This is a genomic window from Oryzomonas japonica, assembly GCF_008802365.1.
GTDB lineage: Bacteria > Desulfobacterota > Desulfuromonadia > Geobacterales > Pseudopelobacteraceae > Oryzomonas > Oryzomonas japonica.
In genome coordinates, this window is sequence record NZ_VZQZ01000007.1 from 139,568 (window position 1) to 165,816 (window position 26,249).

The following is a 26,249-nucleotide window of genomic DNA, read 5'->3' on the forward strand; positions in this document are numbered from 1 at the left end:
CATGGTAACGAAAGCCGCGTTATGCTCAAACTGATACGATTGGTATGCGGGGCCGTGATCTCCCTGTTCATCCTCTGGTTCGCCATGAGCAATTATCGCGATGCGCGCCCCATCGCGGAGGATAATCTTTTCGGGCTGGCCCATTCGCTTCATGCGGCCATTGAAAACAGTGTGGTTCACGATCCTTCCCTCCAATCCCTGGCGACGTTTCATGCCCAGGACCTGGCCTATTTCGCTCTTGTCGACAGGGATGGCGTTTACCGATTCCACTCCAACCAGGAGTTGATCGGTACCCGTTTGAACAACAGCGACACGTTGCGGCGGTTGTTCGCCGAGACCATGTCGGGCACGCGCGTAAAGCTTGCTACGGGTGAAACCGCGTACGAGTTGTACGGCCACATCCACACGCCCCGTGAGACCCTGGGGCTGCGTCTGGTGCTCCACACCTATCGGGCCGACGCGGTCATCAGGCATGCCCGGCTTACCATGGCCGTACTGTTCGCCCTTGTTGCGGTCGGGTGGTTCCTGACCTTTGTCATCTATCGCTATTCCCTGCGGGAAGAGCTGCACCGGCAGAAAATGGCGCAGCGCGAAAGCCTGGCCCAAATGGGGGAGATGGGGGCCATGCTGGCCCATGAGATCCGCAACCCCCTGGCAGGGATCAAAGGGTTTGCCCAGCTCATTGAAAAAAGGCCCGACGACCCCCGGACGAAGGAATCCGCCCACCGGATCGTGGCGGAGGCCCGGCGCCTCGAGTCCCTGGTGACGGACCTGCTCGCCTTTGCCAGGAACGACGGGGGTGAGGCGGAGCCTTGTGCCCTTGCCCAACTTGTCGAACATTGCGTTGATCTGGTACGGTCAGAAGCCGAACAGGCCCGGGTCGTCCTCGTCGTTGACTGCCCCCACGATCTGGTGGTAACCGGCAAGCGGGACCGGCTCGGACAGGTGCTGCTCAATATCGTCAAAAACGGTGTGCAGGCGATGCCCGACGGGGGAGAGCTTCGCGTAACGGCGCACCCGGTCGGCCCACAGGCAATCGTCACCATCAGCGACACCGGGCACGGCATCAGCCCGGAAAACCTTGCCAGGATATTCACCCCCTTTTTTACCACCAAGGCCAGGGGTACGGGGTTGGGGCTGGCGCTCAGCAAGAAGATCATCGAAGAACACCACGGTTCGATTGCACTTGAAAGTTCAGGCCACGGGACGGCGGTAACCATAACGCTGCCAGGGGCACGGGTAGGGGAGAAGTCATGAAAGGGCGTATTCTGCTGGTTGAGGACGATGAAACCTTCAGGAGTTTTTTGCAGACCGTTCTGGAGGACGAGGGGCATGATGTGCTCACCGCCGGCGACGGACTGTCCGGGGCCCGGTTGATAAAGGGCAAGCAGTTCGACTTGGTTATCTCAGATCTGAAGATGCCCGGCAAAAGCGGTCTTGAACTGTTCCGGGACACCATACAGGATGCCAACCCTCCCCGGTTTATCTTTCTGACAGCGTTCGGAACGGTGGAGGAGGCGGTCGGCGCCATGAAGGATGGCGCTTTCGATTTTCTCACCAAACCGCTGGAAGACCCGGATACCCTGTTGAGGATTGTGAACAGGGCGCTTGAAGGCCTGCAACACTCGCGGGACTATCGTGCGCTCAAGGAATCCGAAACGGTTGGGTTACCGCCGGAAGAGCTCATCTTTGCCGGATCGGCCATGCAGTCGATACGAAAACTGGTCCATAACGTGGCCGGCACCACGGCCAATGTGCTTATCTACGGCGAAAGTGGTACCGGCAAGGAGTTGGTGGCCAGGATCATCCATCTGCTCAGCCCCCGGAGTAACGGCGGGTTCGTCCCGCTCAACTGCGCGGCCATCCCGGAGAATCTGCTGGAGAGCGAGCTTTTCGGCCACGAAAAGGGGGCCTTTACGGGGGCTATCCAGGCCCGACTGGGCAAGTTCGAATTAGCCAAGGGGGGGACCATTTTTCTGGACGAAATCGGAGAAATGCCGGTGAGCCTCCAGGCCAAGCTGCTGCGGGTTCTTCAGGAACGGGTGTTCGAACGGGTCGGGGGCGGCAAGGAGATCAAGGCCGATGTGCGGGTGATTGCGGCAACCAATCGCGACCTTGCGGAAGAGGTCGTGGAGAAGCGTTTCCGCGAGGACCTCTTCTACCGCCTCAACGTCTTTCCGGTCAATTTGCCGCCGCTTCGGGAACGGCGGGATATCATCCCGCTGCTGACCGAGTACTTTATCCAGCGCTTCTGCCGTCAGGTCGGCAAGAAGCTCAAGGGCATCGAACCTGAGGCGCTCAAGGCCATGAAGGCATATGCCTGGCCGGGCAATATCCGCGAGTTGCAGAACGTCGTGGAGCGGGCCGTCATCCTTGCCCAGGATATGGTCCGGGCTGCCAATCTCCCCGATGCTCTGGCGCGTTCACCGGAGCCGGTCGCTATTACCGGCAAGGACAAGCTGAGAATGGTGGAGCGCGATCTGATCGTCAAAGCCCTGGAACAGCATGGCGGCAACCGCCGTCTGGCTGCCGAGGAGCTACGGGTGTCGCGCCGGACCCTCCAATACAAGCTGAAGGAGTTTGGCCTGCTCGACGAAGACTAGTGTTGTGCAACATCCTTCTCACATGGTGCAATTGTTTGCACATTTTATCCTTATTTGACTTTTATGAATAAATAATAAAATTAATGATATCGAGGTATTACTAAGTTTTTTCGTTTTGGCACACACCGTGGAATATACCTGGACAGAATCATCATATTCCACGGAGGTATCCACAAATGAAAAGGATCGGAACAATCTCAACAGTGGCGGCAAGCGCCGCTCTCATACTTGCCGTCCAGGCATTCGCTTTCGGCGGCGGGATGGGGGGCGGCCAAATGGGGGGAAGCATGGGCGGGGGGCATCAGATGTCTTCCGGCATGCAGGGAACCAGCGGGGCGGGGATGCATCAGGGGGCGCTGAATGGCGCTGGGTCGCAGCATATGGCAATGAATGGAACAGGGGCGCAGGGGATGACGCAGGGAGGCGCCGGCACTACCGCCACCATGCCGTACGGGCAGATAAACGGTGGCGGCAACGGTATGACCACCACGAAAACACCCGCAGCCACAACCACCAAATAGCACGAATCGGGAGTAGTCCTGTATGACCAAAGACCGTTTTTTCTCCATCGCGACGTTGGCAATCGTTTTGAATAGCCTGCTGATCGGCTCCGCGTTTGCCGGTTTCGGCTTCGGCAGTGATGCCGTAGGGAAGAGCGGTCTGGACTTCGCCAAGGGGTATGATGTCAACACGGTGACGACCGTAACGGGCCGTGTGGCATCTTCTCCTCAGACCGGTGAAAAAGAGCACATTTTTGTGGACGTAAGAGCCGGGGGGGAGATCATCAGTCTCAACCTTGGGCCGAAGTCTTTCTGGGAGAAAAAGGAAATTCCGCTCCATCCCAACGACGATATCACCGCCAAGGGTTCCAAGGCTCAGGGCAAGGACGGGAAAACCTATCTGATGGTGCAGAAGCTCACAAACAAGACAACCGGCTCTCAAGCGGCATTGCGGAATGATCAAGGGAGGGCCGCCTGGTCCGGGTGGAATTCGGGCGGCATGATGCAGGGCGGTGGTATGATGCGCGGTGGTGGCGGGATGATGAGGCGCTGATGTTTGCCGTCTTGTTGCCCACGAAACCGGTTACCTTAGAAAAGGAGCTGACAATGCAACAATTTATTGGATTGGGAAGGTTTTCCTTCCTTCTTGCCATCATGACCCTCTTCATTCTTCCGGCATGGGCTTGTGCCGACGAACCCGCATATTCCGTCGGCCTTGGTTTTGAGTTTGCGTCGGGTAAATACGGAACCGGAATCAGGACAGACTCCATATATATGCCGTTCACGGCGACGGTCTACCCGACCGAGCGACTTGATTTTTCGCTGGAAATTCCTTTTGTCTACCAGAGCAGCAGTGCGGTGGTGGCGGGGCAATACATGGGAATGCAGGGGCAATCCGGCATGCAGTCGGTTGTGGCAGCAATGAATGGCATGGGGGCCTCCGGCTCGATGACTTCTGCGTCGGCGGGGAGCGTCAACAATTCCCATTCCGGGCTCGGCGATATCAAACTAAAGGCCGGATATGTCCTGTACACCGAGGAAAAGTATGTACCGGCCATCCGCCCCAACGTCTACGTGAAAATTCCCACCGCCGACAAGAACAAGTTCCTTGGAACCGGGGAGTTTGATGAAGGCTTTGCCGTGGAGTTAACCAAGTGGTTCGGCAGTTGGTTTGCGGACGGCGAGGCGGGGTACGTCATCCAGGGAAAATCATCGGTCATTGCCGTCAAAAATTATCTCAACTACTACGCCGGAGCCGGTTATCAACTCACCGAGCGGCTGCGCCCCATGGTGTTGCTCAAAGGGACCACTCCTACCGTCAACGGAGCAGCGTCCCAGTTGGAGGCGCGGCTCAGAGTCAAGTACCAGTTTGCGAAACACACCGGCATCGATGGCTATCTGGCCAAGGGGATCACGACCGCCAGTCCCGATTACGGCATGGGACTCGCCGTCTTTTACGAATTCTAGACTTCGCTTGGAGAAGCGATTGAAGGAGAAACGACCATGATGAAAAAAACTATACTAGCAGCAGCGATGATTACTGTCGGCCTTATCGCCGGGTGCGGCAGCGGAGGCGGGACTACTCCGGCAACAGGCACAACCTCCTTGAGCGGCAAAGTGGCTGACGGTTATCTCGTCGGTGCCACCGTATTCCTCGACAAAAACGGCAACTACCAGTTGGATGCCGGCGAACCCTCGGCCACCACGGATGCCAACGGCGCGTACACCCTGACGGTCGACCCCGCGGATGTGGGCAAGTATCCCATCGTGGCGCTGGCAATCAAGGGGCAGACCATGGACAAGGATACCGGGCTGCCGGTAGCAAACAGTTATGTCCTCAGCATGCCGGCGACAGCCACGAGCGGCACGGTCAACAGCAACTTCATCAGCCCCATGTCGTCCCAACTGCGGGAAATGATGGAAACAGGGAAATATGCTTCCATGCAGCAGGCCATGACCGCCCTGGCGGCCAAACTTGGCATGACGGTCGGGACGAACATGCTCGAAGACTATATGCTCGCCAATAACGCCACCATGCACACTGCGGCGCAGAATATGGCGAGCCTGATGGGGGGAGAGATGGCTCAAGTGATGGGAACAAGCGGAACCACCGTTACCGTTGATGTCAATCGCTACCGCGGCATGATGGGGATGATCTTCAGCAACATGTCGTCCATCAAGGGGCCGAATTCCCAAACGGCCATGACGACCCTTATGGGCACCATGACCACAACCCTGGGGAATATGCCGATGATGAGTGCCGGACAACCGTACCTGAATATGTCGACCGCCTTCAGAGGGGGCATGGTGGGAGGGATGTCCGGGACCGGTGGTATGATGAACTGAGGCTCGTACTGCCTGGGGACTCTAAAAACGGTCGTTCGCACTTGCGAACGACCGTTTTTGTATTCAGCTTCTTACCAGGGAGGAACAAACTAAACTGTAATTGAACCGGGACACGTGCCCCTGTCCGCCTATCTCTCCTGGAAACGGGGATTCTTGTGGAAGTAGGCAAAACAGGACTCGATCCTTTGCAATTGCTGCGGTGTCGCGTCGATGAAATGGAGCCCGTAGAGGCCGTTGTCTTTCTGTTTGCTGTTCCAGACAACCCGTGCGGCAATGCGGAGCGGCGTCTGGCGCTCGTACTCGTCCCGGGATTTGCAGGGGGTCATGATGTCCACTTCGAGGGTTTCGTTGTGCGGGATATCGGTATTCCCCGGCAGGCGTAGCTTAAGCCCCGACAGGCTGAAATCGCTGGAGATCCCTTTGATCGGGCTTTGCTGGCCTGCGCGCCGCACGTAGACCAGTAGCCCGTTCTGGGCGCGGGGATAGAGCCGGTTTTCGTTTTGTGTGGGCAGGATCGTGGTGGCGGTGTCGAATGTGAAACGGGCCATCAGTTTGTTGAATTCCTGGGTCACATTGTTGAGATCGGTGCTGATGGTGGCGGTTATCCCCACCTTTGAGCCGCTTTCGCGGATGGTGTGGAAAAGCGAATCCAGACTCAGCTGCAGGGTGGATAACTGTTCCATCTGGGATTGGCTGACCTCGGATATGCGTGTATTCGCAGCGGTGGACTCCCGTACCGAGGCTACCATTCGCTCAATGATCTCTGCGGTTTCCTGTGTCTTTTGCTCGCCGTCGTGCACCCGCGTAACGATCTGCTCCATTGTCTTCCTGCTCTGGTTGACCTGGCTCGTCAATTCAGCGATGATCCCGGAGATTTCCTCCGTTTCCCGCGCCGTGCGTGAGGCCAGATTGCGTACCTCGTCGGCGACCACCGCGAAACCGCGTCCCTGTTCACCCGCCCGGGCCGCCTCTATGGCTGCATTCAGGGCCAGAAGGTTCGTCTGGTCGGCGATATCGGTGATGCTTTCAATAATCTGGTGAATCTTTTCTCCCACCTGGTGGAGACCGGCCGTTTCCAAGGCCGCCCGGTTCACCTCTTCCACGGTCAGGCGCATCTGGGCGATGTTGTCCCTGGTCGCCATGAGCCCGCGTTCCGCCTCCTGCTCCGTCTCAGAGGATGTGCTGCGCACCCGTTCCGACAACTCCCGCACCGATTCCGATATCATGCGAACCTCGGATGTCGCCGCAGTCACGTCCTGCGCCCGTTCCTGCTGGGAATGGCTTGCGTTGGAGATGTCGTTGGATATTTCGGCGATCTGAAACGACGACTGTTCCATCTGAAGGCTTGCTTCGTGGATGTTGCGCAGCACATCGGTCAGGTTTGCCACCATGACCCGCATGGCCATCAGGATCTTGCTGATTTCGTTATTGCGTCGTACGATGATCTCAGGGCTGAGATCGCCTTTGGACATGGTTTGCAGGTAGCCGATGGTACGGCCGATGGAATTACTTATGGCCCAGACATTGATGCCGCCGAACAGAGCCCCCAGGCAGATGAAGAAAGCAGCCGCGCAGAATTGCAGGAGGGGGGAGTCAAGCGACCTCCCGGCAAAGGTTGCAGCGATGATGCAGCCGCTGTAACATACACACAGGATTGTGAGCCTGGTTTTGATGCTCAAACAGAGATAATAGTTCCAGAGTGCATTCATGGCATTGGCTCCCCGACTATAGTGGCTGGTTGTGTCATCGCTTCCGCGTGAGGACCTAGTTCAAAAATGGCAATCAACCTTACGTTACGGACGGAACTATACCAGCCTGCACGTGGGCGCACAACGAACTTGTGTTGTTTTCTTCTGTTTTTAGGTGGTTGCAGGCGTTTGGCGCTGGCGGCTGAACAAGCGTGAGGTACTGTTTATGCGATGTTGTGAAGACTCTCCGTCGCGACAATTGCTTGAGGCGGTGCGGCAATTCAATACCCGTGACTGGTATGAATGCCACGAGACCCTTGAAGACCTCTGGGTGGGGGAGGAGGGCGAGGCGCGCTACTTCTACCAGGGGGTTCTCCAGGTGTCGGTGGCCCTGCACCATTGGAGAAACGGTAATTTCGGCGGGGCGGTCACTCTCTTGGAGGGTGGGGCGGCGTACCTGAGGCGCGTGCCGGCGGTTTGCCAGTGGGTGGATGTGGCCGCTTTCATCGCCGCTGCCGACAGGGTGCGGGAGGCGCTGATACAGTTAGGCAAAGAGCGTATGGCGTCGCTGGATCCGTCTTTGATTCCTGCTTTGAGGGTCGTTTCGCTGCCGGATGATTGCAAATAAAACGAATGATTATGAGCCGAGAAATTTTGCGCTTCCAGGCGGGGGAAGGGCTCTTTTCTTGGGGGGACGTTATCGGGGGGGCTTCACCTTCCGTTGCGGGAAAACCTCCCCGGGGTAACGCGTCAGGCGTAGGTCGAAAAGTTGTAGGAACCGTCCGCTTGGGGAGCCTGCTGAACGTTCTGGGCCAGGAGGTCGGCCATCTGACTCTGCTGGTTGGCGGCCTGTTTCACCATGGCCATCGACAGCGTCTGTTGAGTCTGCCCGGCTTTTACCGACAGTGCGGCCCCGGCAATCGTACTGATATCCATGATAAATCTCCTTGGTCGTTATTATTGCAACATGCATATCAAAAGTGCAACAAAAAAGGGAAAAGGTCAATTTGGCGTGATATTTTTGCTATACTTTTGAGGGATGATTGCCTAGAGTTTGACGATGATATTGACGAAAGAGGTCGCATGATGCAGTTCGAATGGTGGTACTGGATAATCGCCGGATTTTGCCTGATCGGCCTGGAACTGGCCGTGCCGTCGTTCACGATCATCTGGTTCGGCCTGGGGGCCTTGGTGGTCGGCCTGCTGAAGGTGCTCTGGTCGGGATTTCCCCTGGCCGGGCAGTTGTTTCTCTGGACCGTGTCGTCCATCGGTTTCACCGTGATGTGGTTCAAATATCTCAAGCCCAAGGTCAGTAGAACCCATGCCGGCCAATCGAAGGAAGGGATTGTGGGGGAGACCGGCATCATCATCCGGGGGACGGAGGATAGCTATGGCCGGGGGACGGTACGATTCCGCATTGCCGTGCTGGGCGCCGACGAGTGGGGCTGCTATGCCGATGATGTGCTGCAGGTGGGAGATTCGGTCCGCGTCGTGGATATTGAAGGGCAGGTTCTTAAGGTAACTAAAATCTAGGGGGGAAAGATGGCTGGAGTTGTTGTTTTTGGCGTTCTTCTGGTGGTGGTCGCTGCAACGCTGTTCGCCGGGGTCAAGACCGTTCCCCAGGGGCAGGAGTGGGTCGTGGAGCGGCTGGGCAAATATCATTCGACCCTCAAGCCGGGACTCAACTTTATCATCCCCTACATCGATACCGTGGCCTACCGGGTCTCGACCAAGGGGGACGTGCTCTCCGTGGGCGCACAGGAAGTGATTACCAGGGACAACGCGGTCATCATCACCAATGCGATCGCCTTCATCAAGGTCACCGATCCGACCCGCGCCGTGTACGAGATTCAGAACTACGAATATGCCATCCAGAACCTGGTCATGACCTCCCTGCGGGCCATCATCGGCCAGATGGACCTGAACAGCGCCCTGTCGGAGCGGGAACATATCAAGGCCAGACTTCAGGACGCTATCTCCAAGGAGGTGGCAACCTGGGGGATCTATGTCCAATCGGTGGAGATCCAGGACATCAAACCGTCCGAGTCCATGCAGCGGGCCATGGAGCAGCAGGCCAGCGCCGACCGCTTCAAGCAGGCCACCATTCTGGAGGCAGAGGGCAAGCGGGAAGCCACCATTCGAGAGGCTGAGGGACGACTGGAAGCCGCCAAGCGCGAGGCAGAGGCCCAGGTCAGGCTGGCCGAGGCGTCGGCCAAGGCCATTACCGATATCAGTGAGGCTATCAAGGAACGCGACCTGCCCGCCGTGTTCCTGCTGGGGGACCGCTACGTCAACATGCTACAGAAGCTGGCCGCCTCACCCAACGCCAAGATGGTGGTCCTGCCGGCCGACCTGCCGGCAGCCGTTCGAGGTATGATGGGAAAAGGGTGACGGGGTAGGGGATTGTTGAAACAGGCGTGGTGGCGCCGTCAAGGCGTGCTAAAACCCCGGCCGCGAGGTACAGCAGTTAAGGGCGTCCCTGACTTCCTTCCTGAACCTGGTGAGGTTTTCCTTCTCTTCGCCGAACGTTTCCACATGGTTGATCTTTTCCGTGACAAGGGAGTGGAGCTTGCTCAACTTGCCGTGGTCCCCCATGGCCGCCCGCAGTTCCTTGCGCAATTCATTAACAACTTTGTCGCTTGATTTCATGAACATATGGCACCACCTGGTGTTTATTGATTGGGAAATTCTGGGAATGTCATGCGTAATGCAACTGCCTCTTACTTCCGGTCTACCCTGTTGTAGCGAATGATCCAGAACTGAGTCCGACTGCTTCACCTCGTCCCCATTTTCGCGCCGTCCATGAACAGGGACAATCCGGTCCAGCGGTAAAAGCTAATATGAATACACCCCGTGGTCAAGCTATAAATTGCAAGTATTTCAAAGACAACGGCTTTTTCGAGGGGTGGGGGCGGCCAGTTCATACTCGTGGAATTAGGTAGACAACCCCGCCTCCTTTTCGCTATGTTTCCCTGGTGAACGATCATATGAAACACCGGACAGGATGTGAGACCGTTTTGAAGAACGACCACGACTACTGGATGGCCAAGGCTATCGCCGAAGCGGCCAAGGCCCGGGCCAAGGACGAAGTTCCCATCGGCTGCGTCATTGTCCGGGATGGCAAGATCATCGCACGCGGCCACAATCTGCGCGAAACAGCCCAAGACCCCGCGGCCCATGCCGAGTTGATCGCCATCAGAAAGGCCGCGCGGAAGCTTAACTCCTGGCGGCTCCTGGATACGACACTTTACGTCACCCTCGAACCATGCATCATGTGCATGGGGGCCATCATTCTGGCCCGCATACCCACCGTTGTCTTTGGCTGCCACGACCCCAAGGGGGGCGCGGCCGGCACCCTGTACGATCTCTCCAACGATCCCCGCCTCAATCACCGGGTGGACCTTGTCCCCCGTATTCTGGAACAGGAATGCTCATCGCTGCTGAGCACCTTTTTTGCCGAACTGCGCCGCCGCCGGCGTAGCCTGCCTGTTTCCTGATTTCTCCGCTCACAAATTTCTGGCGTTCGATGTTAAATTGAAGTATATATTTATCTGCATTTTAATATGTTTTTTATGCAGGGGTAGTGTCAATGAATATCGGTTTACCTTTGAAAGCATTCAGCCTTGGTCTCGTTCTCGGTTTGTGCCTATTTACAGGTACTGCTGCGCAGGCTGCACGGGTTAATGACAAGGCTCCCAACTTCAACCTGAAGGACCTGAATGGCCGCAAAGTAACCCTGTATGAGCTAAAGGGCAGCGCGGTCATTTTGAACTTCTGGTCTACCGCATGCCCCCCGTGCATAGCCGAGATACCCGGCTTGAATACGCTTTACCGCGACATGAGGGCAAAGGGCCTGGTGGTACTCGGCATTGCCATTGATTCTTCGGAAAAGCCTGTTCGTGAACAGGCAGACCGGTTGAAGATAGAGTATCCCGTTCTGCTGGATAGTGAAAAAAATGTCTATTTCGATACATTCGGACTTTTCGGGCAGCCCGTCAGCATACTGATCGATCGTTCCGGTATAGTCCGGGACAAACTTATCGGGCAACTGGATTGGAATTCAGCCCAGATCAAGGGCAAGGTGCAAAAACTCTTGAAGGGAAGGTAGCCATGATGAACAAGCACATCCTGATTGGTATCTTTGCGGTTCTGACTACTCTTACGGCGGGATGCGGAAGTGCAAATTTCCTGGTTTACAAGGACGCCAAGCATTTTTACGTCACCAGTGATGGCGCGACCCTGAAAAAAGTGCTTTGCGAATCCGGCGATATAAACCGGATTCTGACTGACTCTCGCCTCCCGGAGGCGATGCAGAAGGACCTTCATGAGGGAATATGTTCGTCTAACAAAGTTAAAGAACGATTGTTGGCCACTCTTGAAGACATGACGCCGGAGCAGCGCAGTGCGCTCAAGCTTGCCTTTCAGGCCAACGGTTATCAAATCAACACAATCGCCAACTGTTGAGGCAGCGGCTACTAGGCGCCCGGTCGGGAGCCATACGTAACGGTAACAGTACAGAGATCTGTTCAAACTGTCGAAGTAGGCAGAAGAACAGGATCGCCAACGAAAACGCCCCGCCGGGAAATCCGGTGGGGCGTTTTCGTTGGGACGCGGGAAGGGAGGTCAGTCTTTCAGCCCAAAGGTATCGTGCAGTACGCGTACGGCCAGTTCGGTGTATTTTTCGTCGACCACGACCGAGATTTTGATCTCCGAGGTGGAAATCATCTGGATGTTGATCCCGTTGGCAGCAAGGGCGACAAACATCTGGGTGGCGACGCCGGCGTGACTGCGCATACCGAGGCCGACGATGGATACCTTGCTGATATTTTCGTCGGAAAGAACCTCTTTTGCCTGGGTAGCTTTGGCAACCTCGTTGGTGATCAAAAGGGCCTGTTTCAGGTCGGCCTTGGTCACGGTGAAGGTGAAGTCGGTCATGCCTGCCTGGCTGACGTTCTGGACGATCATGTCCACCGAGATGGCCGCGTCGGAGAGCGGCGTGAGAATCTTGGCGGCGATGCCCGGCTTGTCCGGTACTCCCATGACGGCAATCTTGGCTTCATTCTTGTCGTACGCCACCCCTGATACGAGAATACCTTCCATTTCCTTATCCTCCCTGGTAACCATGGTACCGGTGTTTTCATTAAGACTCGAACGAACGTGAACGTCCACATTGTATTTTTTGGCGAATTCCACCGAACGGATTTGCAGCACCTTGGCGCCCAGGCTGGCCAGCTCGAGCATCTCGTCATAGGAGATCTTCTCGACCTTGCGGGCTTCCTTGCAGATGTTGGGATCGGTGGTGTAGACGCCGTCCACGTCGGTGTATATCTCGCAGACGTCTGCCGTGAGGGCCGCCGCAATGGCCACGGCCGAGGTATCGGAACCGCCGCGCCCCAGGGTGGTGACGTTACCGGCCGCGTCAATCCCTTGGAAACCGGCCACGATCACGATGGCGCCATCTTTGAGGTCGGCACGGATGTTCTTGTCGTCGATGCTTTCTATGCGGGCCTTGCTGGCGACGCTGTCGGTAATGATCGGCACCTGCCACCCCTGGTAGGACTTGGCCTTGTACCCCAGAGACTTGAGGTGCATGGCCAAGAGGCCGATGGTGACCTGCTCGCCGGTGGCGACCACCACATCATATTCACGCCCGTCGGGGATTTCGCTCATCTCGTTGGCAAGGGCGACCAGTTTATTGGTCTCTCCTGACATGGCGGACACGACGACGATCACGTCATTACCCGCTTCATAGGTCTTGATGATCCGCTTGGCGACGTTTTTGATGCGGTCGGCGGTGCCAACCGACGTGCCGCCGTATTTCTGGACTACCAGTGCCATACATCGCTCCTTCACAAATAGGTGGTGGGACAGACTACCCGAAGGTAAAGCTCTATAACAGATTATCAACTCTCAGGTCAAAGAAATTTTATCGCCTTGTATACGCTTTAGCAAGCGTGACAACAGAATCTCCGAGGATGTTCCCCTCGCTTCCATGGTGATTCTGCGCCGGTCGTCGCTGTCATAGCAAAACGTAATCCGCAGGTGATCGGCGGGAAGCAGATCTTTCAGGCGCTCGGACCATTCGACAATACAGACGCCTTCGCCCTGGAGGTACTCCGTGAAGCCCAGGTCGTCTATATCTGCCTCTCCTGCCATGCGGTAGAAGTCGAAGTGATAGATCGGTACGCGGCCGGGGTACTGATTCATGATGGCAAAGGTGGGGCTGGCAACCAGGTGGGCGCTTTCCGGGGCCACAGCCTGAACCACGCCGCGGGTGAAGCAGGTCTTGCCCCCCCCCAGCTCGCCCCGCAACGCCAGGAAATTACCCTGTTCCAGCAGCGCCCCCACCTGCCGTCCCAACTCCTCGGTTTCGCCGGGCGAGTTGGTGTGGAAGACCTCCTGGATCACTTCGGGACCAGATTGCGGATGATGTCGATGCGGGAAACGATCCCCACCAGCTTGTGTCCTTCCACCACCGGCAGCGCATGCAATTTGCGGTCGCTCATGATGTCGGCCGCCGTGCCGACCGAGTCGGTGGGGGCGATCGTCACCACGTCGCCGGAGCAGATTTCCCCCACGGTCTGGGCTGTCATCTTCTGCACCTCGCGCTCCAGGGTTCGTTCCCCCTGCAGGGGGATCACCCAATCGAAGATGGAGATGACCGTGGGGATATGCAGGTTGCGCCCCTGTTCGATCAAATCGGAGGAGGTCACGATACCGGTCAGGTTGCCGGCTTCGTCCACCACCGGCAGGCTGCCGAAGCGACGGGTCTCGAATATCCCCGACAATTCCCGCAGGTTGGTCTCTTTTTTTACGGTGACGACGTCTTTGGTCATGATGTCGGCTACAGTCTGCATACGCTGTTCTCCTCTTGTCGTGTTGGCGGGTTGTTGAAAAACAGCCATCAGGCCTTCGTCCTCGAAAGCCCTTTCGTGCGGCGTAGCGCTGCTACACCTCCTCGGGGCATTCTGCGGGTACGACGATCTGACTATTTTTGAACAACCTAAGTTTTTCAACAACCTGTTAGCAGTTTCTGGTAGGCGTAGGGGAGCTTTTCCTGCACGTCGCCGGCGCACATGCCGATCTCCCCTTTGTCCTGGGCCACCAGATCGGCGGCGTAGCCGTGGATGAAGACCCCCAGGCGGCAGGCATCATGGCAGTTGTACCCTTGGCCCAAGAGTGAGACGATGATGCCGGTCAGCACGTCCCCCATGCCGCCGCTGGCCATGCCCGGATTGCCGCTGCCGTTGATGGCCGTGCTGCCGTCCGGTGCGGCGATGATGGTGCGGGAACCCTTGAGGATCAGGTGAACGCCGAAGGCGGCGGCAAACTTTCGGGCTGTGGCGATGCGGTCGGCTTCCACGTCTGCGATGGTGGCCCCCATCAGGCGGGCCATCTCTCCCGGATGGGGGGTCAACACGACGTGAGTGCTTTTCTTGTCCAGCAGGCAGTTAGCGTTCTGGGCCACGGCATTCAGACCGTCGGCGTCGATCACCAAGGGGAGGTCGGCCGCTTTCAGCAGGGCACGCACCAGGGTAACGGTAGCGGGGTGCTGTCCCAGGCCGGGGCCGATGGCCAGGGCATCCTTGTCGGGGAGCAATCCTGCGATGGCGGGAAATGCGCTGTCGGTGAGGTAGCCGCCACCGGAATCGGCCAAGGGGACCGTCATGGCCTCGGTGGTCTTTACCTCCAGAATAGGGTTGAGGCTTTCCGGGACCGCCAGGGTCACCAGACCGGACCCGGCCCGCACGGCGCTGTTGGCGGAGAGCGCGGCGGCGCCGGTCTTGCCGCTGGACCCGGCGACGATCAGGCAGTGGCCGAAATGCCCCTTGTGGGCCTGACGGTCACGGCGGCGCAGCAGGAGGGCGATGCTTTCGGCGGTGAGGAATTCGCAACCGGAGGCGTTCGCCACGAGTTCGGCCGGGATGCCGATGTCGGCCACCACCAGGCGGCCGGTGTGGTCGGCACCCGGATACAGGACGTGCCCCAGTTTTGCGGCGGCAAAGGTAACGGTGACGGTCGCCCGCACCGCGCATCCCAAGACCCGGCCGGAAGTCCCGTGGATGCCGGAAGGAATGTCTACCGCCAGGATCGGGCACCCGGCGGCGTTGATCAACTCCACAGCCTCCCGGTTGATGCCTGCGACTTCACTGTTCAGGCCGGTCCCGAAAAGGGCATCCACGATGACATCTGTCTGGCTGAGTTCTTCCTGTAACAGCCCCGCCAGTTGTCCCGGAACGGTGCAGTAGGAAACCGCGGCCGGCGGCAACTGCTCAAGATTGATGGCCGCATCACCGCCGATCCGTTCCCGTTCCGCCAGGATGCAGACCCGGACCTGCCAGCCACTTTGCAAAAGCAGGCGCGCGATGACGTAACCGTCGCCGCCGTTATTTCCCCGCCCGGCGAAGATGACAGCCCGTTTGCCTCCGGTATAGCCAAACTCGTGGAAGATTGCCTCCATACAGGCGTGGCCGGCATGTTCCATCAACTCCAGCCCCGGTATGCCGTGCTCCTGAATGGTCTGCCGGTCCAACTCCTGCATGGTCTGCGCCGCTATGACCTTCATGGTGCCTCCAGCACTACCATGGCAACGGCCTGTCCGCCGTCATGGGACAGGGAGAGAAATGCCGTCCCCAGTCCCCTCTCCGTGAAAATTGTGTGCGCCTGGCCCGAGAGCCGGAGATCCGGTTTGCCCGACTCGTTATTGACGACCTCCATGTCGTGCCAGGAGATGCCGTCGCGCAGGCCGCTGCCCAAGGCTTTCAGGAAGGCCTCCTTGGCGGCGAACCGGGCGGCATAGCATGAAGCGGCGTCCTTGCGAACGCTGCACCGGTCCCGTTCCTCGCGGCTGAAGATCCGTGCGATGATCGCCTCGTTGCCCTCTTCCAGAAAGCGCCGGAAGCGGCTGATCTCCACCGTATCGATGCCGATGCCGGAGATCATGCGTACTTGATCAACTCGACCATGTCGCGTACAGCCCGGTCGAGGCCGACCAGCATGGCGCGGGAGATGATGGAGTGGCCGATGTTGAATTCCTCGATGCCGCCCAGGGCGGTAATCGCCTTGATGTTGACGTAGTTGAGCCCGTGCCCGGCATTGACCCCCAGGCCGACCTTGCGGGCCAGCTTGATGGCGGTATCGACGGCCTCCAGCTCTTTCTCCTGCAGGGCCCAGTCCCGGGCCTCGGCATAGGAGCCGGTATGGATCTCGATGTAATCGGCGCCGGTTTTGTTGGCGGCCTTGATTTGTTCCTGGTTCGGATCGATGAACAGGCTGACGATGATGCCGTTGTCCCGCAGGCGTTTGACGGCGTCGGTGACGGCCTTGATATTGAGGATGACGTCCAGGCCCCCCTCGGTGGTCAGCTCTTGGCGTTTCTCCGGCACCAGGGTGACCTGCTCCGGCTTCACCCTCAGGGCGATGCGCACCATCTCCTGGGTCGCGGCCATCTCCAGATTCAACTTGGTCTTCACGGTCTGGCGCAGGATCTCCAGGTCCCGGTCCTGAATATGCCGACGGTCCTCCCGCAGGTGGATGGTGATCCCCTCGGCCCCGGCCATCTCACCCATGGCGGCCGCCGTCACCGGATCGGGTTCCAACCCGCCCCGGGCTTGACGCACGGTTGCAATATGATCGACGTTCAATCCCAATTTGGCCACGTTAAAACCTCCTTAAATTTGCCATAGGGGCAAATCTAAATACAGTATACTTCACATCTGCCACGGAGACACAGAGACACAGAGGAACAACGAGAGAAAAGAAAAACATTCAGGGTAAATAACAAAACCAAGATTCAGGGTTGCTCTAAAGTTTTGCCGTTCTCTGCGTCTCTGTGTCTCTGTGGCAGATTTTTCTTTATTATCTACTCCCCGATATGCTGCTTCACCAGATCTGCTATCTCGTTGGCCCAGGTGGTGATCTCGTACTTGTCCTGCCCCTCGATCATGACACGCAGGAGCGGTTCGGTGCCGGAATAGCGGATCAGCACGCGCCCCTCGCTTCCCAGCTTCTTTTCCACGTCGCCAATCCTGGCGGCGATCTCGGGGATGGTCATGATGTCTTTCTTTTCGGCGACCCGCGTGTTGACCAGCACCTGGGGAAGGGCGATCATCAGCTTGGCCAGTTCGGAGAGCGGTTTCCCCTCGCGGCGCATGACCGCCAGAAGCTGGAGCGCCGAGAGGATACCATCGCCGGTGGTGCTGTGGTCCAGGAAGATCATGTGCCCGGACTGCTCACCTCCCAGATTGTACCCCCCTTTGCGCATTTCCTCCACCACATAGCGGTCCCCCACGGCGGTTTTGACCACCGTGCCGCCCGCCTTTCTGACGGCGATGTCCAGCCCCATGTTGCTCATGACGGTTGCCACCAGGGTATTCTTCTTCAGGATGTTGCGGCGCAACATGTCCGTGGCGCAGATCGCCATGATATGATCGCCGTCCACCTCGTTGCCGAATTCGTCGCAGACGATCACCCGGTCGGCGTCGCCATCCAGGGCAATGCCGATGTCGGCCCGGTGTTCCTTGACGGCTTTGCTGATCACCTCCGGGTGGAGCGACCCGCACCCGGCATTGATGTTGGTGCCGTTCGGCTTTACTCCCAAGGGGATCACCTCGGCCCCCAACTCCTCGAAGACGGCCGGGGCAACCTTGTAGGCGGCGCCGTTGGCGCAATCCAGAACGATCTTCAGGCCCGACAGGTCCATCTCCTGGGGAAAGGTGTTCTTGAGGAATACGATGTAGCGGCCGGCGGCATCGTCGATGCGGAAGGCCTTGCCCACCTCGGTTGCGGTTGGACGCAGGGAATCGATGTGATTCGTTTCGATCAGATTCTCGATCCTCAGTTCGATCTCGTCAGGCAGTTTGAAACCGTCGGCGGAGAAGAACTTGATGCCGTTGTCCTGGAAGTCGTTGTGGGATGCCGAGATGACCACGCCGGCATCGGCCCGCATGGAAGAAGTGATGTTGGCGATACCCGGCGTGGGGAGCGGCCCCACCACGAGTACATCCACCCCCATGGAGCAGATACCCGCCACCAGAGCATTTTCCAACATGTAGCCCGACAGGCGGGTATCCTTGCCGATGACGATGCGGTGCCGCCGCTTGCCGGCGCTTTTAAAGATGTATGCCGCGGCCCGGCCCAGCTGCATGGCTATCTCGCTGGTCATGGGATAGATATTGGCCACGCCGCGGACCCCATCGGTCCCGAAAAGTTTTTTCACGGTTTTTGATCTCCTTGGTCTGAATTCATCTGTGTTCTGATCAGGTCTATTTCCAGCACCGCCGGCGAGATACGGGTCACCTTGATCCCCTCCGGCAACTTCAGGTTGGTTTCCAAATGGGAAAAGATGGCTTTCCCGGGCCTGGCGCCCCGCAGGTTAAGGATGACACTGGAATTGGAGCGCCGTGCGCCGTCGATCAGAATTGACGGCCCGGTCAGGGTGAAATGCAGCTCGCCCGGCAGTGGCGGAGCCACGCTATAGCCGGGTGGAGTGTTGCGCAACTCCACGGGCAGGACCAGGTCGTAGCGCGTTTCCCGGGAAAGGGAGGTAAAGCTCCAAATGCAGACCGCCAGCATGAGGCTGAGGATCTTGAGGCTTGCGTTTCGTGTGCAGCGGCGTTTGACGGCGGCAAGGCTCCAGGTCATGGTTTTACCGCCTCTCCGGCCGGGACCGTGGTGTTGAGGCGCATGAAATCCAGGGATTTTCGCAGCATGCGCCGTATTTCGGTCTGTTCCAGGTCGTAGTAGATTTTGCCGTCATGCACCAGCGAGATGTTGCCGGTCTCTTCCGAAACCACCATGACCAAGGCGTCCACGAGTTCGGATAATCCCAGTGCCGCCCGGTGCCGCGTGCCGAAGCTCTTGGCGATGTCCGGGTTTTTGGACAACGGCAGCAGGCAGCCGGCCTTGGTGAGCTTTCCGTTGTGGATGATCACTGCCCCGTCATGGATCGGGGAATAGGGGAGGAAAATCGAATTGAGCAGTTCGCTGGTCACCTTGGCATCGATTTCGGTGCCCACTTCGACCAAGTGATCGATGGGAAGGCGGCGCACGATGACGATCAACGCCCCGATCCGCTTCTTCGACATCTCACCGACCGCCCTGACCAGTTCCTCTATGGTTTCGCTCGTCTCGTCCTGAGTGTTGGCGGGGACGGGACGACGTCCCAGGGAAAGGATGGCCCGGCGGATATCCCCCTGAAAGATGATGGCCAGAATGATCAGCGCCGAGGAAAATATGGTGCGCAGCAACCAGGTCGTGGAGGAAAAGCCGGAGAGTTGCGCCATGTAGAAGCAGGAGAAGAACAGCAGCAGAAAGATCAGGAGCCTGACGGCGGCGTCCTTTTTCAGAACAAGGGAAAAATGATAGACAAGGACAGCCACGATAAGGATGTCGCCGAGGTCGAGCAGGGTGCTGTTGTCGAGCAAACCAGGCATTCTTTCCCTCTGATGGCAGCGGGTTTGGTGCCGCCTATAACCGGGGTGGCTAGGAGCATTCAGCTAGTGATAATTGCATGGGCCATGTCTGCGGCGTCACGCATCTCCCGGACGTCGTGTACCCGCACAATGGAGGCCCCGTTGGCAACGGCCAGGGCAACGGTTGCGGCGGTGCCGACCATGCGTTCCCCGATTTCCCGCCCCAGCGTTTTCCCGATGAATGTTTTGCGGGATGTCCCCACCAGAAGCGGCAGGCCGAGGCTGGTGAACTCCCGCAGCCGCCGCAGGATTTCCAGGTTGCCGGCGGTATCCTTGGCGAAACCGATACCGGGGTCGATGACGATCCGTTCCCGTTCCACCCCGGCCGCAACGGCGCTGTCCACCGAGCTGCGCAGCCCGGCAATGACCTCGCCCAGCAGATCCGCGTAGTCGGTGCGGGTCTGCATCCTGTCGGGCGTGCCGCGGGTATGCTGCAGGACCACGCCGGCGCCGCTCTCCGCCGCCAAGGGCGCCATGGCGGGATCGAAGCAGAAGCCGCTGATGTCGTTGATGATGTCGGCCCCGGCGGCAAGTGCTCCCCGGGCCACCTCGCTCTTCCACGTGTCCACCGAAATGGGTCGGGTGAGCCTCCCGGCAAGGTGCTCGATGATCGGCGCGACCCGGCGCAACTCTTCTGCGGCCGGAACCGCAGGTGCGCCCGGCCGGGTGCTTTCCCCACCGATATCGATGATGTCGGCCCCCTCGGCCTCCATCTCCAGAGCGCGTTCCACCGCCTTGTGCGGGTCGATGAAGCTGCCGCCGTCTGAAAAGGAATCGGGAGTTGCGTTGAGGATGCCCATGATGAGCGGGCGATCGAGCACTAAATCGTGCCGCGCCGTTTTCCACGTTTTCACGGCCGGAGAAACGTTTGTCAGGAGGGCGGTCAAGTCGCCCGCCAGATCGGCAAGGCCAAACGGCTGCTGGGCAAGTTTTTCGCAGAGCCTGCGGAGCTGTTTCTCCGTACCGATCAGGATGACGTCGGTTCGGTCGATACTGCACGCCACCGTACCGCGGGCCACCGCGGCATCCCCCCCCAGGCCGAGCATCTCCTGTTTGAGGATGTTGGCCTGACGGCAGAGGAGCTTGCTCAGGTGCACGCAACGGGTCAACATCTTGGAGGACATCATGCCGATACCGCGCGGGTCGACGCCGATCCTTGCCAGTTCCCGTTCGGCTTCCTCCTGGGAGGTAACGGCGAGGAGCCTGACCGTGAAGGCACTCATATCAAGCCTTGAGATCGGTGGTGTGCTGCTGCTGTGCCAGTGCCGCCGCTTCTTCACCGGCCGTCTGTTTGCCGTCGCGGCCATAGATCGGTGTACCGGCTTCAATGATCTCGTCCACCTCGGCCCCGGTCAGGTTTTCCTTTTCGATCAGGCATTCTGAGAGGTTGTGCAGACTCTTGATATTTTCCTTGAGCAGGGTCAGGGCGCGTTCATAACCACCATCGACGATGCGCTTGATCTCGGTGTCGATCTCCACTGCGGTGGCTTCGCTGTAATTCTTGTGGGTGGACATCTCCCGGCCCAGGAAGATCTGTTCGTCTTTCTTGCCGAAGGAGAGCGGCCCCATCTTGTCGCTCATGCCCCATTCGCAGACCATCTTGCGGGCCATCTCGGTAGCCTGTTCGATATCGTTGCCGGCGCCGGTGGTAAAGGTATTGAAGATGAGGTCCTCGGCCGCCCGGCCGCCCATCAGCACGGCAATGCGGGCCAGGAGCGCCTCCCGCGAGTAACTGTGCTTGTCCTCGATGGGGAGCTGCATGGTTACGCCCAAAGCGCGACCACGGGGGATGATGGACACCTTGTGGACCGGATCGGTGCCCGGAACCAGCTTGGCCACCAGGGTATGGCCGGCTTCGTGGTAGGCGGTGCTCTTCTTCTCTTCGTCCGAGATGACCATGCTGCGCCGTTCCACGCCCATGAGCACCTTGTCCTTGGCATTGTCGAAATCGATGGATTCCACAACGGCCTTGTCCACCCGCGCCGCCAGAAGCGCCGCCTCGTTGACCACGTTGGCCAGATCGGCCCCGGAGAAGCCGGGAGTGCCGCGGGCGATGACCGCCAGATCCACATCGGGCGAGAGTGGTACCTTCTTGGCGTGCACCTTGAGGATCATCTCGCGCCCCTTGACGTCGGGGCGGGGCACCACTACCTGGCGGTCGAAACGGCCGGGACGCAATAGGGCCGGATCGAGTACGTCGGGACGGTTCGTGGCTGCAATCAGGATGACACCTTCGTTGGACTCAAAGCCGTCCATCTCCACCAGTAACTGGTTGAGGGTCTGTTCGCGCTCGTCGTGGCCGCCGCCCAGGCCGGCTCCGCGGTGGCGGCCCACGGCGTCGATCTCATCGATGAAGATGATGCAGGGGGCGCTCTTTTTGCCCTGGAGGAACAGGTCGCGCACCCGGCTGGCGCCGACGCCGACGAACATCTCTACGAAATCCGAGCCGGAGATGGAGAAGAAGGGGACGCCCGCCTCGCCGGCGATGGCCCGGGCCAGCAGGGTCTTGCCGGTGCCCGGAGGGCCCATCAGCAGCACCCCTTTGGGGATTCTGCCTCCCAGCTTGGTGAACTTCTTGGGGTCCTTCAAGAAGGCGATGATCTCGTTCAACTCCTCCTTGGCCTCTTCGATGCCGGCCACGTCCTCGAAGGTGATCTTGCCCTGGCTTTCCGTCAGGAGTTTTGCCCGGCTCTTGCCGAAGGACATGGCCTTGCCGCCGCCGACCTGCATCTGGCGCATGAAAAAGATCCAGATGCCCACCAGGAGCAGTAGCGGGAACCAGGAGATGAAGATCGAGAACCAGGAAAATTTTTCCTCTTCCGGTTTGGCGATAATGGTGACCTTTTTATCCAGGAGTTTCTCGGTCAGGTCAGCGTCGGAGTAGGGTTTGTAGGTGCGGAACTCCTTGCCGTCCTTACCCTCGAATTTGCCGGTGATGTCGTTACCCTGGATGGTGACGGAGGTGATCTTGCCGGCATCCACCTGGGCGATGAAATCGCTGAAATTGATCTTGTCAGCCGTCGGGCGCGGTTTGTTGAACATGTTGAAGAGCAGGATCATCATCAAGCTGATGACGAGCCAGAGTGCGAGATTTTTATAAAATTGGTTCACGGTTACCCCCGTACCTGAATGTGCGAATCATTTTTGTGTAAATTGAAATTAAGTACCATAACAAGTGGCCATTGACAAGTTCAAACGACCGGTGACATGGTTTTAACAGGCGGTGGCGATTGCCCCCAAGAAAGATGGCACGGTTTTGGATTGATATTGAAAATCATTTACAACAAAGATCGAATTGTAGTATTTTAAACAATAAATGAGCCGGCGAAAAGGATAGGGGATAATTCATATCATAATCCTGGCAACGGTTGGTGCACTAATCGGTAAGGAACGTTTTCGGTTTTGCCTGATCAGGTGGTTCGTCATGAGAAAAGTATACACGATATTGTCGTTTGCGGCAGCGGCAATGGTTATGTCCGCACTGCCGGTTTTGGCTGAAGAAAGGGCGAAAGGGCACGATGAACGGTCCATGCAGAAGGATGAATGCCTGCTGGTCGCACGGTTGGACGTGGCGAATTGTCCGAATCAAGCCAATTCGCTCCAGGACAGAATTGAGCGGCTGGGCCGGGAAATCGCAAAAGGAACGGTTGTCTATACCCCTCAAGAATTGAAGAGCCTTCGAAGTGAGCGGGACCAAGTGCAAAAGATCAAGAACTACATGAACAATAACGAACCGTCAGATTCAATTTGATTCCAGTAATCATGAGCATGAGAACTGAAAAGGCGGGCCGGTGAGCCGTGATGCCGGCCTCTGCAAAGCGGTGCATGGCATCACGGCTCCGAGAAAACCGCCCTGATGGCACGGGTGGAGGTGCCGTCGAGGCGGGCAAGCTGAGAGGTGCGCAGGCCGCAGACCCAGATCAGGACGTCGCCGCAGAAGAGCAAGGGGACGGCGCATCGCTTGGAGCGGGGGACCTTGGCGTCGATGAAAAGCTCCTTGACCTTTTTGCTGCCGGTCATGCCGAAGGGGGTGATTCGGTCACCGTTCCGGAACATGCGCACGCGCCAGGGAAAGGGGACGCGGTCCGGATCGAAGAGGGCGGTGCTGGCTGTGAGCGGTTCGACGCCGGTCGGCGCGGCAACAGGGCTCAGCGTCAGGGTTGCTCCGCCGGGAAGCCGGTACTGTCCGGCGCCCGTGATCTCCAGTTCAACGGCGATTGCCGGTGGCGACGGTTCGGATACGGTTCTGCGCCGTAAGAACAGCGTGTCGTACTCGCGCACGGCGGTGATGCCTTGGGGCAGGTTCAGGGTCGCATTGGGCTGGGATGACTCCAATAGGTGCTCAAGGGCGGCGATATGCCGATTCGAAAAGTGGTTCAAATTACCGGCCTGGCGTTCCAGCAGCAGGCGGAAAAACCTGCGACGCAGTGCCGGCGGTTGCTCCGACAGGGTTGAGACCGGGCAGGCGAGCGTATCGTCATCGGCGGCACAGGTCTGGGCGACAATCGCACTCGTGAGTTGATTAAGGAGCGCATGCTCATCCGACAGCACGGCGGCGGTTGCGGCCAGGCGTTCCCGGATGGCCGGGTTGTACTCTTCCAGCATGGGGAGCAGTTCATGGCGGATGCGATTGCGCAGAAATGTTGTGTCCCGGTTGCTGGCGTCTTCGCGCCACGTGAGGCCTCGCTCCGTCAGGTAGGCCACGAGTTCGGCCCGGCTGAGCCCCAGCAGGGGACGGATGAAGCCTCGACCGTTCCGGTAGGACATACCGGCCAGGCCGCCCGGGCCTGCTCCCCTCAGGAGGCGCATCAAAACCGTCTCGGCTTGGTCGTCGGCGTGATGCGCCAGCGCGACCGCCGTTGCCTGCCATGAGTGGCGAAGTTCGTCGAGAAAGGCGATGCGCGCCCGTCGGCCCGCATCTTCGAGGTTGAGTTGTTCCCTTTGGGAATATTCTTTCACATCCACCCGGCGGCATTCCAGGGGAATGCGGTACCGGGCGGCAAGGGAACGGACGAATTCCTCATCCCGGTCCGATTCCGGGCCGCGCAGGCAATGGTTCAGGTGGGCCGCCACGAGCCGTGGCGAAAGCCCCGGCAGACGGGAAAGCAGGTCAAGCAGGGCAGTGGAATCGGCCCCGCCCGAGAGGGCTACGATGATGGTATCGCCCGGCTCAAAAAGCCGCTGCTCGCGGATGGTGCGGGCGACCCGTGGGGGGAGCATGGCGGAGATATCGGTCATTTTTTCTCGATCAGGGCAATGATGTCGGGTACGATCTGTTGCATGGCGCCTTGCAGCGATTGGAGCATGATCCTTCCTTTAACGCCATTGAGTTGGCTCAATGAGTTGTTACTATACCAAAAAACACCGGGGAAGTAATCCTGCTAAATTAGTCTGCTTGTATTGCGCTGTAGCTGGGTGTAATATAACAAAAATTAATTAAAAGGGCTGCAAAATGAAATTATCGACAGGTACAGTCGCACAACCAGCGTCGCAGTTGGTATCCCGTCAACTCGCAGAGCGCCCGGCCACGAATGAAGCGGCTGCGGTCAAGCATGCTGTTGCCGCCAACCGACCACAGGTCTTGCCTGACGATATTGTTACCCTCTCCACCTCCCAGAAGGACTCCCCCCCAAAAATGAAGGCCTCGCAGCCGGTGAACAGTGAGGAAAAACAGGCGCTCTTGCAGCCGCCAGGTTCTCCCTGGGGCGGCTTTTCGGTGTACGGGTAGTTTTTTGAGAAAAATGATGTGATTTTCCGGTCGGCCGGTCAATTCAAGCCTGGTAGGTACGGTTGTTGCTAGATATTTACCCGTTGAACGCGGGTTTTTTAGTGCCCGTAGTGTCCAAGGGGAGAAATGTGACATGGAGTTGGCCTGTAACCACCCCCCGGCGGTCTCACTGCTGATAATCGGGGACGACGATATCTCCCGCGACATCCTCGCGGCCATAATCCCGAAGAAATTTCCCTGTGTCGTCGTTAACTCGGCTGCCAATAGCGAGGCGGGGCTGAGTCTCATGGGGGGATGCCCGCCGGATATCGTTATCACGGATATCACCATGCCGGGAGGGGGAGGCGTTCGGATGGCGGATCAAATCCCTTCCGTCAAACCCGCTACGAAGCATATCGTAATTACTGCCGATACCGAAAGGTCGGTCTCGGAAGACTCCGGCGTTTCAGGCGTAACGATCAGCCACTATCTCTTCAAGCCGGTCCGTTACCAGGATCTCTTTGCCGCTGTAGGACAATGTATTGACCTGGTTACAGAAGAACGGCTTGACGCTGCCGGTATGTCAGGAGTCCTTGCGGACGAGCATGTTGAAGACGAAGCTGAACAGGCTGAACAGCAGTGCGGCCACGAAGGCGGTGGTAAAGCCTGAGACCCTGAAGCCGTGGACCAATGTCGCGGCCAGATAAAACATCAGCCCATTGATTACCAGGGTAAAGAGCCCCAAGGTCAGCACGGTTACCGGGAGGGTCAGCAGGACAATGACCGGCCGCAGGAAAGCGTTCAATAAGCCGATCACCAGCGCTCCCACCAACAGATCCTGGAAGCGGTCGATCTGAATCCCCGGAATCAGTTTCATAACTAGAAAGAGAGCAAAGGCGTTCAATACCCATTTTAGGACGAGTCGTGTCATA

General features: G+C 58.3%; 31 protein-coding genes. 15 read left to right on the forward strand and 16 right to left on the reverse strand.

Annotation, left to right across the window (positions count from 1 at the left end; all coding sequences use genetic code 11):
* Positions 1–21: 21 nt before the first annotated feature.
* From F6V25_RS11890 to F6V25_RS11915, 6 genes are all read left to right on the forward strand, one after another.
* Entirely contained in the window at positions 22–1,257 is a 1,236-nt protein-coding gene (locus F6V25_RS11890) for a two-component system sensor histidine kinase NtrB (protein ID WP_151128777.1), read from the forward strand.
* On the forward strand, positions 1,254–2,603 hold the full coding sequence (locus F6V25_RS11895; RefSeq protein ID WP_151128778.1) for a sigma-54-dependent transcriptional regulator: 1,350 nt from the start codon (positions 1,254–1,256) through the stop codon (positions 2,601–2,603). Before F6V25_RS11890 ends, F6V25_RS11895 begins: the two co-directional genes overlap by 4 nt.
* 176 nt (positions 2,604–2,779) lie before the next feature.
* Positions 2,780–3,124 (forward strand): hypothetical protein, encoded by a 345-nt coding sequence (locus tag F6V25_RS11900; protein WP_151128779.1) that lies wholly within the window; start codon positions 2,780–2,782, stop codon positions 3,122–3,124.
* A 22-nt stretch (positions 3,125–3,146) separates the two neighbouring features.
* Positions 3,147–3,656: a MamS/MamX family magnetosome protein gene (locus F6V25_RS11905; RefSeq protein ID WP_151128780.1), complete on the forward strand. Its 510-nt coding sequence runs from the start codon at positions 3,147–3,149 to the stop codon at positions 3,654–3,656.
* A 53-nt stretch (positions 3,657–3,709) separates the two neighbouring features.
* On the forward strand, positions 3,710–4,570 hold the full coding sequence (locus F6V25_RS11910; RefSeq protein ID WP_151128781.1) for a transporter: 861 nt from the start codon (positions 3,710–3,712) through the stop codon (positions 4,568–4,570).
* Between the two features lie 36 nt (positions 4,571–4,606).
* Positions 4,607–5,449: a peptidase associated/transthyretin-like domain-containing protein gene (locus tag F6V25_RS11915; RefSeq protein WP_246167035.1), complete on the forward strand. Its 843-nt coding sequence runs from the start codon at positions 4,607–4,609 to the stop codon at positions 5,447–5,449.
* A 128-nt stretch (positions 5,450–5,577) separates the two neighbouring features.
* Here F6V25_RS11915 and F6V25_RS11920 read toward each other — a convergent pair whose 3' ends face one another.
* Positions 5,578–7,158 (reverse strand): methyl-accepting chemotaxis protein, encoded by a 1,581-nt coding sequence (locus F6V25_RS11920; protein ID WP_151128782.1) that lies wholly within the window; start codon positions 7,156–7,158, stop codon positions 5,578–5,580.
* Between the two features lie 205 nt (positions 7,159–7,363).
* On the opposite strand from F6V25_RS11920, the gene F6V25_RS11925 reads away from it, so the two are divergent.
* On the forward strand, positions 7,364–7,765 hold the full coding sequence (locus tag F6V25_RS11925; protein WP_151128783.1) for a DUF309 domain-containing protein: 402 nt from the start codon (positions 7,364–7,366) through the stop codon (positions 7,763–7,765).
* A 122-nt stretch (positions 7,766–7,887) separates the two neighbouring features.
* Here F6V25_RS11925 and F6V25_RS11930 read toward each other — a convergent pair whose 3' ends face one another.
* On the reverse strand, positions 7,888–8,073 hold the full coding sequence (locus F6V25_RS11930; protein ID WP_149305978.1) for a hypothetical protein: 186 nt from the start codon (positions 8,071–8,073) through the stop codon (positions 7,888–7,890).
* A 147-nt stretch (positions 8,074–8,220) separates the two neighbouring features.
* On the opposite strand from F6V25_RS11930, the gene F6V25_RS11935 reads away from it, so the two are divergent.
* Together F6V25_RS11935 and F6V25_RS11940 are read left to right on the forward strand one after the other, a co-directional pair.
* Positions 8,221–8,670: an NfeD family protein gene (locus tag F6V25_RS11935; protein ID WP_338045596.1), complete on the forward strand. Its 450-nt coding sequence runs from the start codon at positions 8,221–8,223 to the stop codon at positions 8,668–8,670.
* Positions 8,671–8,679: 9 nt separating this feature from the next.
* Positions 8,680–9,528: an SPFH domain-containing protein gene (locus F6V25_RS11940; RefSeq protein WP_151128784.1), complete on the forward strand. Its 849-nt coding sequence runs from the start codon at positions 8,680–8,682 to the stop codon at positions 9,526–9,528.
* Positions 9,529–9,576: 48 nt separating this feature from the next.
* Here F6V25_RS11940 and F6V25_RS11945 read toward each other — a convergent pair whose 3' ends face one another.
* A complete protein-coding gene (locus F6V25_RS11945; RefSeq protein WP_149305976.1) occupies positions 9,577–9,792 on the reverse strand; it encodes a hypothetical protein in 216 nt (71 codons plus the stop codon).
* Positions 9,793–10,124: 332 nt separating this feature from the next.
* On the opposite strand from F6V25_RS11945, the gene tadA reads away from it, so the two are divergent.
* From tadA to F6V25_RS11960, 3 genes are all read left to right on the forward strand, one after another.
* A complete protein-coding gene (tadA, locus tag F6V25_RS11950; RefSeq protein WP_151128785.1) occupies positions 10,125–10,634 on the forward strand; it encodes a tRNA adenosine(34) deaminase TadA in 510 nt (169 codons plus the stop codon).
* A gap of 92 nt (positions 10,635–10,726) precedes the next feature.
* Positions 10,727–11,245, forward strand: coding sequence for a peroxiredoxin family protein (locus tag F6V25_RS11955; protein ID WP_151128786.1), 519 nt, complete (start codon positions 10,727–10,729; stop codon positions 11,243–11,245).
* Positions 11,246–11,247: 2 nt separating this feature from the next.
* Positions 11,248–11,601, forward strand: coding sequence for a hypothetical protein (locus F6V25_RS11960; RefSeq protein WP_151128787.1), 354 nt, complete (start codon positions 11,248–11,250; stop codon positions 11,599–11,601).
* 159 nt (positions 11,602–11,760) lie between these two features.
* On the opposite strand, the gene F6V25_RS11965 is transcribed toward F6V25_RS11960, so the two are convergent.
* The 11 genes from F6V25_RS11965 to ftsH form a co-directional block, all read right to left on the reverse strand.
* Positions 11,761–12,975, reverse strand: coding sequence for an aspartate kinase (locus F6V25_RS11965; protein ID WP_149305972.1), 1,215 nt, complete (start codon positions 12,973–12,975; stop codon positions 11,761–11,763).
* 72 nt (positions 12,976–13,047) lie between these two features.
* Positions 13,048–13,545: a tRNA (adenosine(37)-N6)-threonylcarbamoyltransferase complex ATPase subunit type 1 TsaE gene (gene tsaE, locus F6V25_RS11970; RefSeq protein ID WP_151128788.1), complete on the reverse strand. Its 498-nt coding sequence runs from the start codon at positions 13,543–13,545 to the stop codon at positions 13,048–13,050.
* A complete protein-coding gene (locus tag F6V25_RS11975; protein WP_151128789.1) occupies positions 13,542–13,994 on the reverse strand; it encodes a CBS domain-containing protein in 453 nt (150 codons plus the stop codon). Before F6V25_RS11975 ends, tsaE begins: the two co-directional genes overlap by 4 nt.
* Positions 13,995–14,149: 155 nt before the next feature.
* Complete coding sequence (locus F6V25_RS11980; RefSeq protein WP_151128790.1) at positions 14,150–15,703, reverse strand: NAD(P)H-hydrate dehydratase; 1,554 nt, start codon at positions 15,701–15,703, stop codon at positions 14,150–14,152.
* Positions 15,700–16,080: a holo-[acyl-carrier-protein] synthase gene (locus tag F6V25_RS11985; RefSeq protein ID WP_151128791.1), complete on the reverse strand. Its 381-nt coding sequence runs from the start codon at positions 16,078–16,080 to the stop codon at positions 15,700–15,702. Before F6V25_RS11985 ends, F6V25_RS11980 begins: the two co-directional genes overlap by 4 nt.
* On the reverse strand, positions 16,077–16,796 hold the full coding sequence (locus F6V25_RS11990; protein ID WP_149305967.1) for a pyridoxine 5'-phosphate synthase: 720 nt from the start codon (positions 16,794–16,796) through the stop codon (positions 16,077–16,079). Before F6V25_RS11990 ends, F6V25_RS11985 begins: the two co-directional genes overlap by 4 nt.
* A 203-nt stretch (positions 16,797–16,999) precedes the next feature.
* On the reverse strand, positions 17,000–18,355 hold the full coding sequence (glmM, locus tag F6V25_RS11995) for a phosphoglucosamine mutase (RefSeq protein ID WP_151128792.1): 1,356 nt from the start codon (positions 18,353–18,355) through the stop codon (positions 17,000–17,002).
* A complete protein-coding gene (locus F6V25_RS12000; protein ID WP_151128793.1) occupies positions 18,352–18,780 on the reverse strand; it encodes a YbbR-like domain-containing protein in 429 nt (142 codons plus the stop codon). The genes glmM and F6V25_RS12000 overlap by 4 nt, the downstream gene beginning before the upstream one ends.
* The gene (cdaA, locus tag F6V25_RS12005) at positions 18,777–19,571 is read right to left on the reverse strand and encodes a diadenylate cyclase CdaA (RefSeq protein ID WP_151128794.1); all 795 of its coding nucleotides are present in this window, start codon (positions 19,569–19,571) and stop codon (positions 18,777–18,779) included. Before cdaA ends, F6V25_RS12000 begins: the two co-directional genes overlap by 4 nt.
* Positions 19,572–19,630: 59 nt before the next feature.
* Complete coding sequence (gene folP / locus F6V25_RS12010; RefSeq protein ID WP_151128795.1) at positions 19,631–20,833, reverse strand: dihydropteroate synthase; 1,203 nt, start codon at positions 20,831–20,833, stop codon at positions 19,631–19,633.
* A gap of 1 nt (position 20,834) precedes the next feature.
* Positions 20,835–22,721: an ATP-dependent zinc metalloprotease FtsH gene (gene ftsH / locus F6V25_RS12015; RefSeq protein ID WP_151128796.1), complete on the reverse strand. Its 1,887-nt coding sequence runs from the start codon at positions 22,719–22,721 to the stop codon at positions 20,835–20,837.
* Between the two features lie 313 nt (positions 22,722–23,034).
* On the opposite strand from ftsH, the gene F6V25_RS12020 reads away from it, so the two are divergent.
* A complete protein-coding gene (locus F6V25_RS12020; protein ID WP_151128797.1) occupies positions 23,035–23,361 on the forward strand; it encodes a hypothetical protein in 327 nt (108 codons plus the stop codon).
* An 80-nt stretch (positions 23,362–23,441) separates the two neighbouring features.
* Here the strand turns inward: F6V25_RS12020 and tilS are convergent, their stop codons facing one another.
* Positions 23,442–24,848, reverse strand: a complete 1,407-nt coding sequence (tilS, locus tag F6V25_RS12025; RefSeq protein WP_151128798.1) for a tRNA lysidine(34) synthetase TilS — start codon at positions 24,846–24,848, stop codon at positions 23,442–23,444.
* Between the two features lie 214 nt (positions 24,849–25,062).
* On the opposite strand from tilS, the gene F6V25_RS12030 reads away from it, so the two are divergent.
* Positions 25,063–25,338: a hypothetical protein gene (locus tag F6V25_RS12030; protein ID WP_151128799.1), complete on the forward strand. Its 276-nt coding sequence runs from the start codon at positions 25,063–25,065 to the stop codon at positions 25,336–25,338.
* Positions 25,339–25,471: 133 nt separating this feature from the next.
* Positions 25,472–25,987, forward strand: a complete 516-nt coding sequence (locus tag F6V25_RS12035) for a response regulator transcription factor (protein ID WP_151128800.1) — start codon at positions 25,472–25,474, stop codon at positions 25,985–25,987.
* Here the strand turns inward: F6V25_RS12035 and F6V25_RS12040 are convergent.
* Positions 25,901–26,248 (reverse strand): phage holin family protein, encoded by a 348-nt coding sequence (locus F6V25_RS12040; RefSeq protein ID WP_151128801.1) that lies wholly within the window; start codon positions 26,246–26,248, stop codon positions 25,901–25,903. The two genes, F6V25_RS12035 and F6V25_RS12040, sit on opposite strands and share 87 nt — an antisense overlap.
* Between the last annotated feature and the right edge of the window lies 1 nt (position 26,249).

What these genes read in the sequence shown, in the direction of transcription:
- F6V25_RS11890 (WP_151128777.1), top strand. Translation starts at nt 22, where the DNA reads ATGCTCAAACTGATACGATTGGTATGCGGGGCCGTGATCTCCCTGTTC.
- F6V25_RS11895 (WP_151128778.1), top strand. Translation starts at nt 1,254, where the DNA reads ATGAAAGGGCGTATTCTGCTGGTTGAGGACGATGAAACCTTCAGGAGT.
- F6V25_RS11900 (WP_151128779.1), top strand. Translation starts at nt 2,780, where the DNA reads ATGAAAAGGATCGGAACAATCTCAACAGTGGCGGCAAGCGCCGCTCTC.
- F6V25_RS11905 (WP_151128780.1), top strand. Translation starts at nt 3,147, where the DNA reads ATGACCAAAGACCGTTTTTTCTCCATCGCGACGTTGGCAATCGTTTTG.
- F6V25_RS11910 (WP_151128781.1), top strand. Translation starts at nt 3,710, where the DNA reads ATGCAACAATTTATTGGATTGGGAAGGTTTTCCTTCCTTCTTGCCATC.
- F6V25_RS11915 (WP_246167035.1), top strand. Translation starts at nt 4,607, where the DNA reads ATGATGAAAAAAACTATACTAGCAGCAGCGATGATTACTGTCGGCCTT.
- F6V25_RS11920 (WP_151128782.1), bottom strand. Translation starts at nt 7,158, where the DNA reads ATGAATGCACTCTGGAACTATTATCTCTGTTTGAGCATCAAAACCAGG.
- F6V25_RS11925 (WP_151128783.1), top strand. Translation starts at nt 7,364, where the DNA reads ATGCGATGTTGTGAAGACTCTCCGTCGCGACAATTGCTTGAGGCGGTG.
- F6V25_RS11930 (WP_149305978.1), bottom strand. Translation starts at nt 8,073, where the DNA reads ATGGATATCAGTACGATTGCCGGGGCCGCACTGTCGGTAAAAGCCGGG.
- F6V25_RS11935 (WP_338045596.1), top strand. Translation starts at nt 8,221, where the DNA reads ATGATGCAGTTCGAATGGTGGTACTGGATAATCGCCGGATTTTGCCTG.
- F6V25_RS11940 (WP_151128784.1), top strand. Translation starts at nt 8,680, where the DNA reads ATGGCTGGAGTTGTTGTTTTTGGCGTTCTTCTGGTGGTGGTCGCTGCA.
- F6V25_RS11945 (WP_149305976.1), bottom strand. Translation starts at nt 9,792, where the DNA reads ATGTTCATGAAATCAAGCGACAAAGTTGTTAATGAATTGCGCAAGGAA.
- tadA (WP_151128785.1), top strand. Translation starts at nt 10,125, where the DNA reads ATGAAACACCGGACAGGATGTGAGACCGTTTTGAAGAACGACCACGAC.
- F6V25_RS11955 (WP_151128786.1), top strand. Translation starts at nt 10,727, where the DNA reads ATGAATATCGGTTTACCTTTGAAAGCATTCAGCCTTGGTCTCGTTCTC.
- F6V25_RS11960 (WP_151128787.1), top strand. Translation starts at nt 11,248, where the DNA reads ATGATGAACAAGCACATCCTGATTGGTATCTTTGCGGTTCTGACTACT.
- F6V25_RS11965 (WP_149305972.1), bottom strand. Translation starts at nt 12,975, where the DNA reads ATGGCACTGGTAGTCCAGAAATACGGCGGCACGTCGGTTGGCACCGCC.
- F6V25_RS11975 (WP_151128789.1), bottom strand. Translation starts at nt 13,994, where the DNA reads ATGCAGACTGTAGCCGACATCATGACCAAAGACGTCGTCACCGTAAAA.
- F6V25_RS11980 (WP_151128790.1), bottom strand. Translation starts at nt 15,703, where the DNA reads ATGAAGGTCATAGCGGCGCAGACCATGCAGGAGTTGGACCGGCAGACC.
- F6V25_RS11985 (WP_151128791.1), bottom strand. Translation starts at nt 16,080, where the DNA reads ATGATCTCCGGCATCGGCATCGATACGGTGGAGATCAGCCGCTTCCGG.
- F6V25_RS12000 (WP_151128793.1), bottom strand. Translation starts at nt 18,780, where the DNA reads ATGACCTGGAGCCTTGCCGCCGTCAAACGCCGCTGCACACGAAACGCA.
- cdaA (WP_151128794.1), bottom strand. Translation starts at nt 19,571, where the DNA reads ATGCCTGGTTTGCTCGACAACAGCACCCTGCTCGACCTCGGCGACATC.
- folP (WP_151128795.1), bottom strand. Translation starts at nt 20,833, where the DNA reads ATGAGTGCCTTCACGGTCAGGCTCCTCGCCGTTACCTCCCAGGAGGAA.
- F6V25_RS12020 (WP_151128797.1), top strand. Translation starts at nt 23,035, where the DNA reads ATGAGAAAAGTATACACGATATTGTCGTTTGCGGCAGCGGCAATGGTT.
- tilS (WP_151128798.1), bottom strand. Translation starts at nt 24,848, where the DNA reads ATGACCGATATCTCCGCCATGCTCCCCCCACGGGTCGCCCGCACCATC.
- F6V25_RS12030 (WP_151128799.1), top strand. Translation starts at nt 25,063, where the DNA reads ATGAAATTATCGACAGGTACAGTCGCACAACCAGCGTCGCAGTTGGTA.
- F6V25_RS12035 (WP_151128800.1), top strand. Translation starts at nt 25,472, where the DNA reads ATGGAGTTGGCCTGTAACCACCCCCCGGCGGTCTCACTGCTGATAATC.
- F6V25_RS12040 (WP_151128801.1), bottom strand. Translation starts at nt 26,248, where the DNA reads ATGACACGACTCGTCCTAAAATGGGTATTGAACGCCTTTGCTCTCTTT.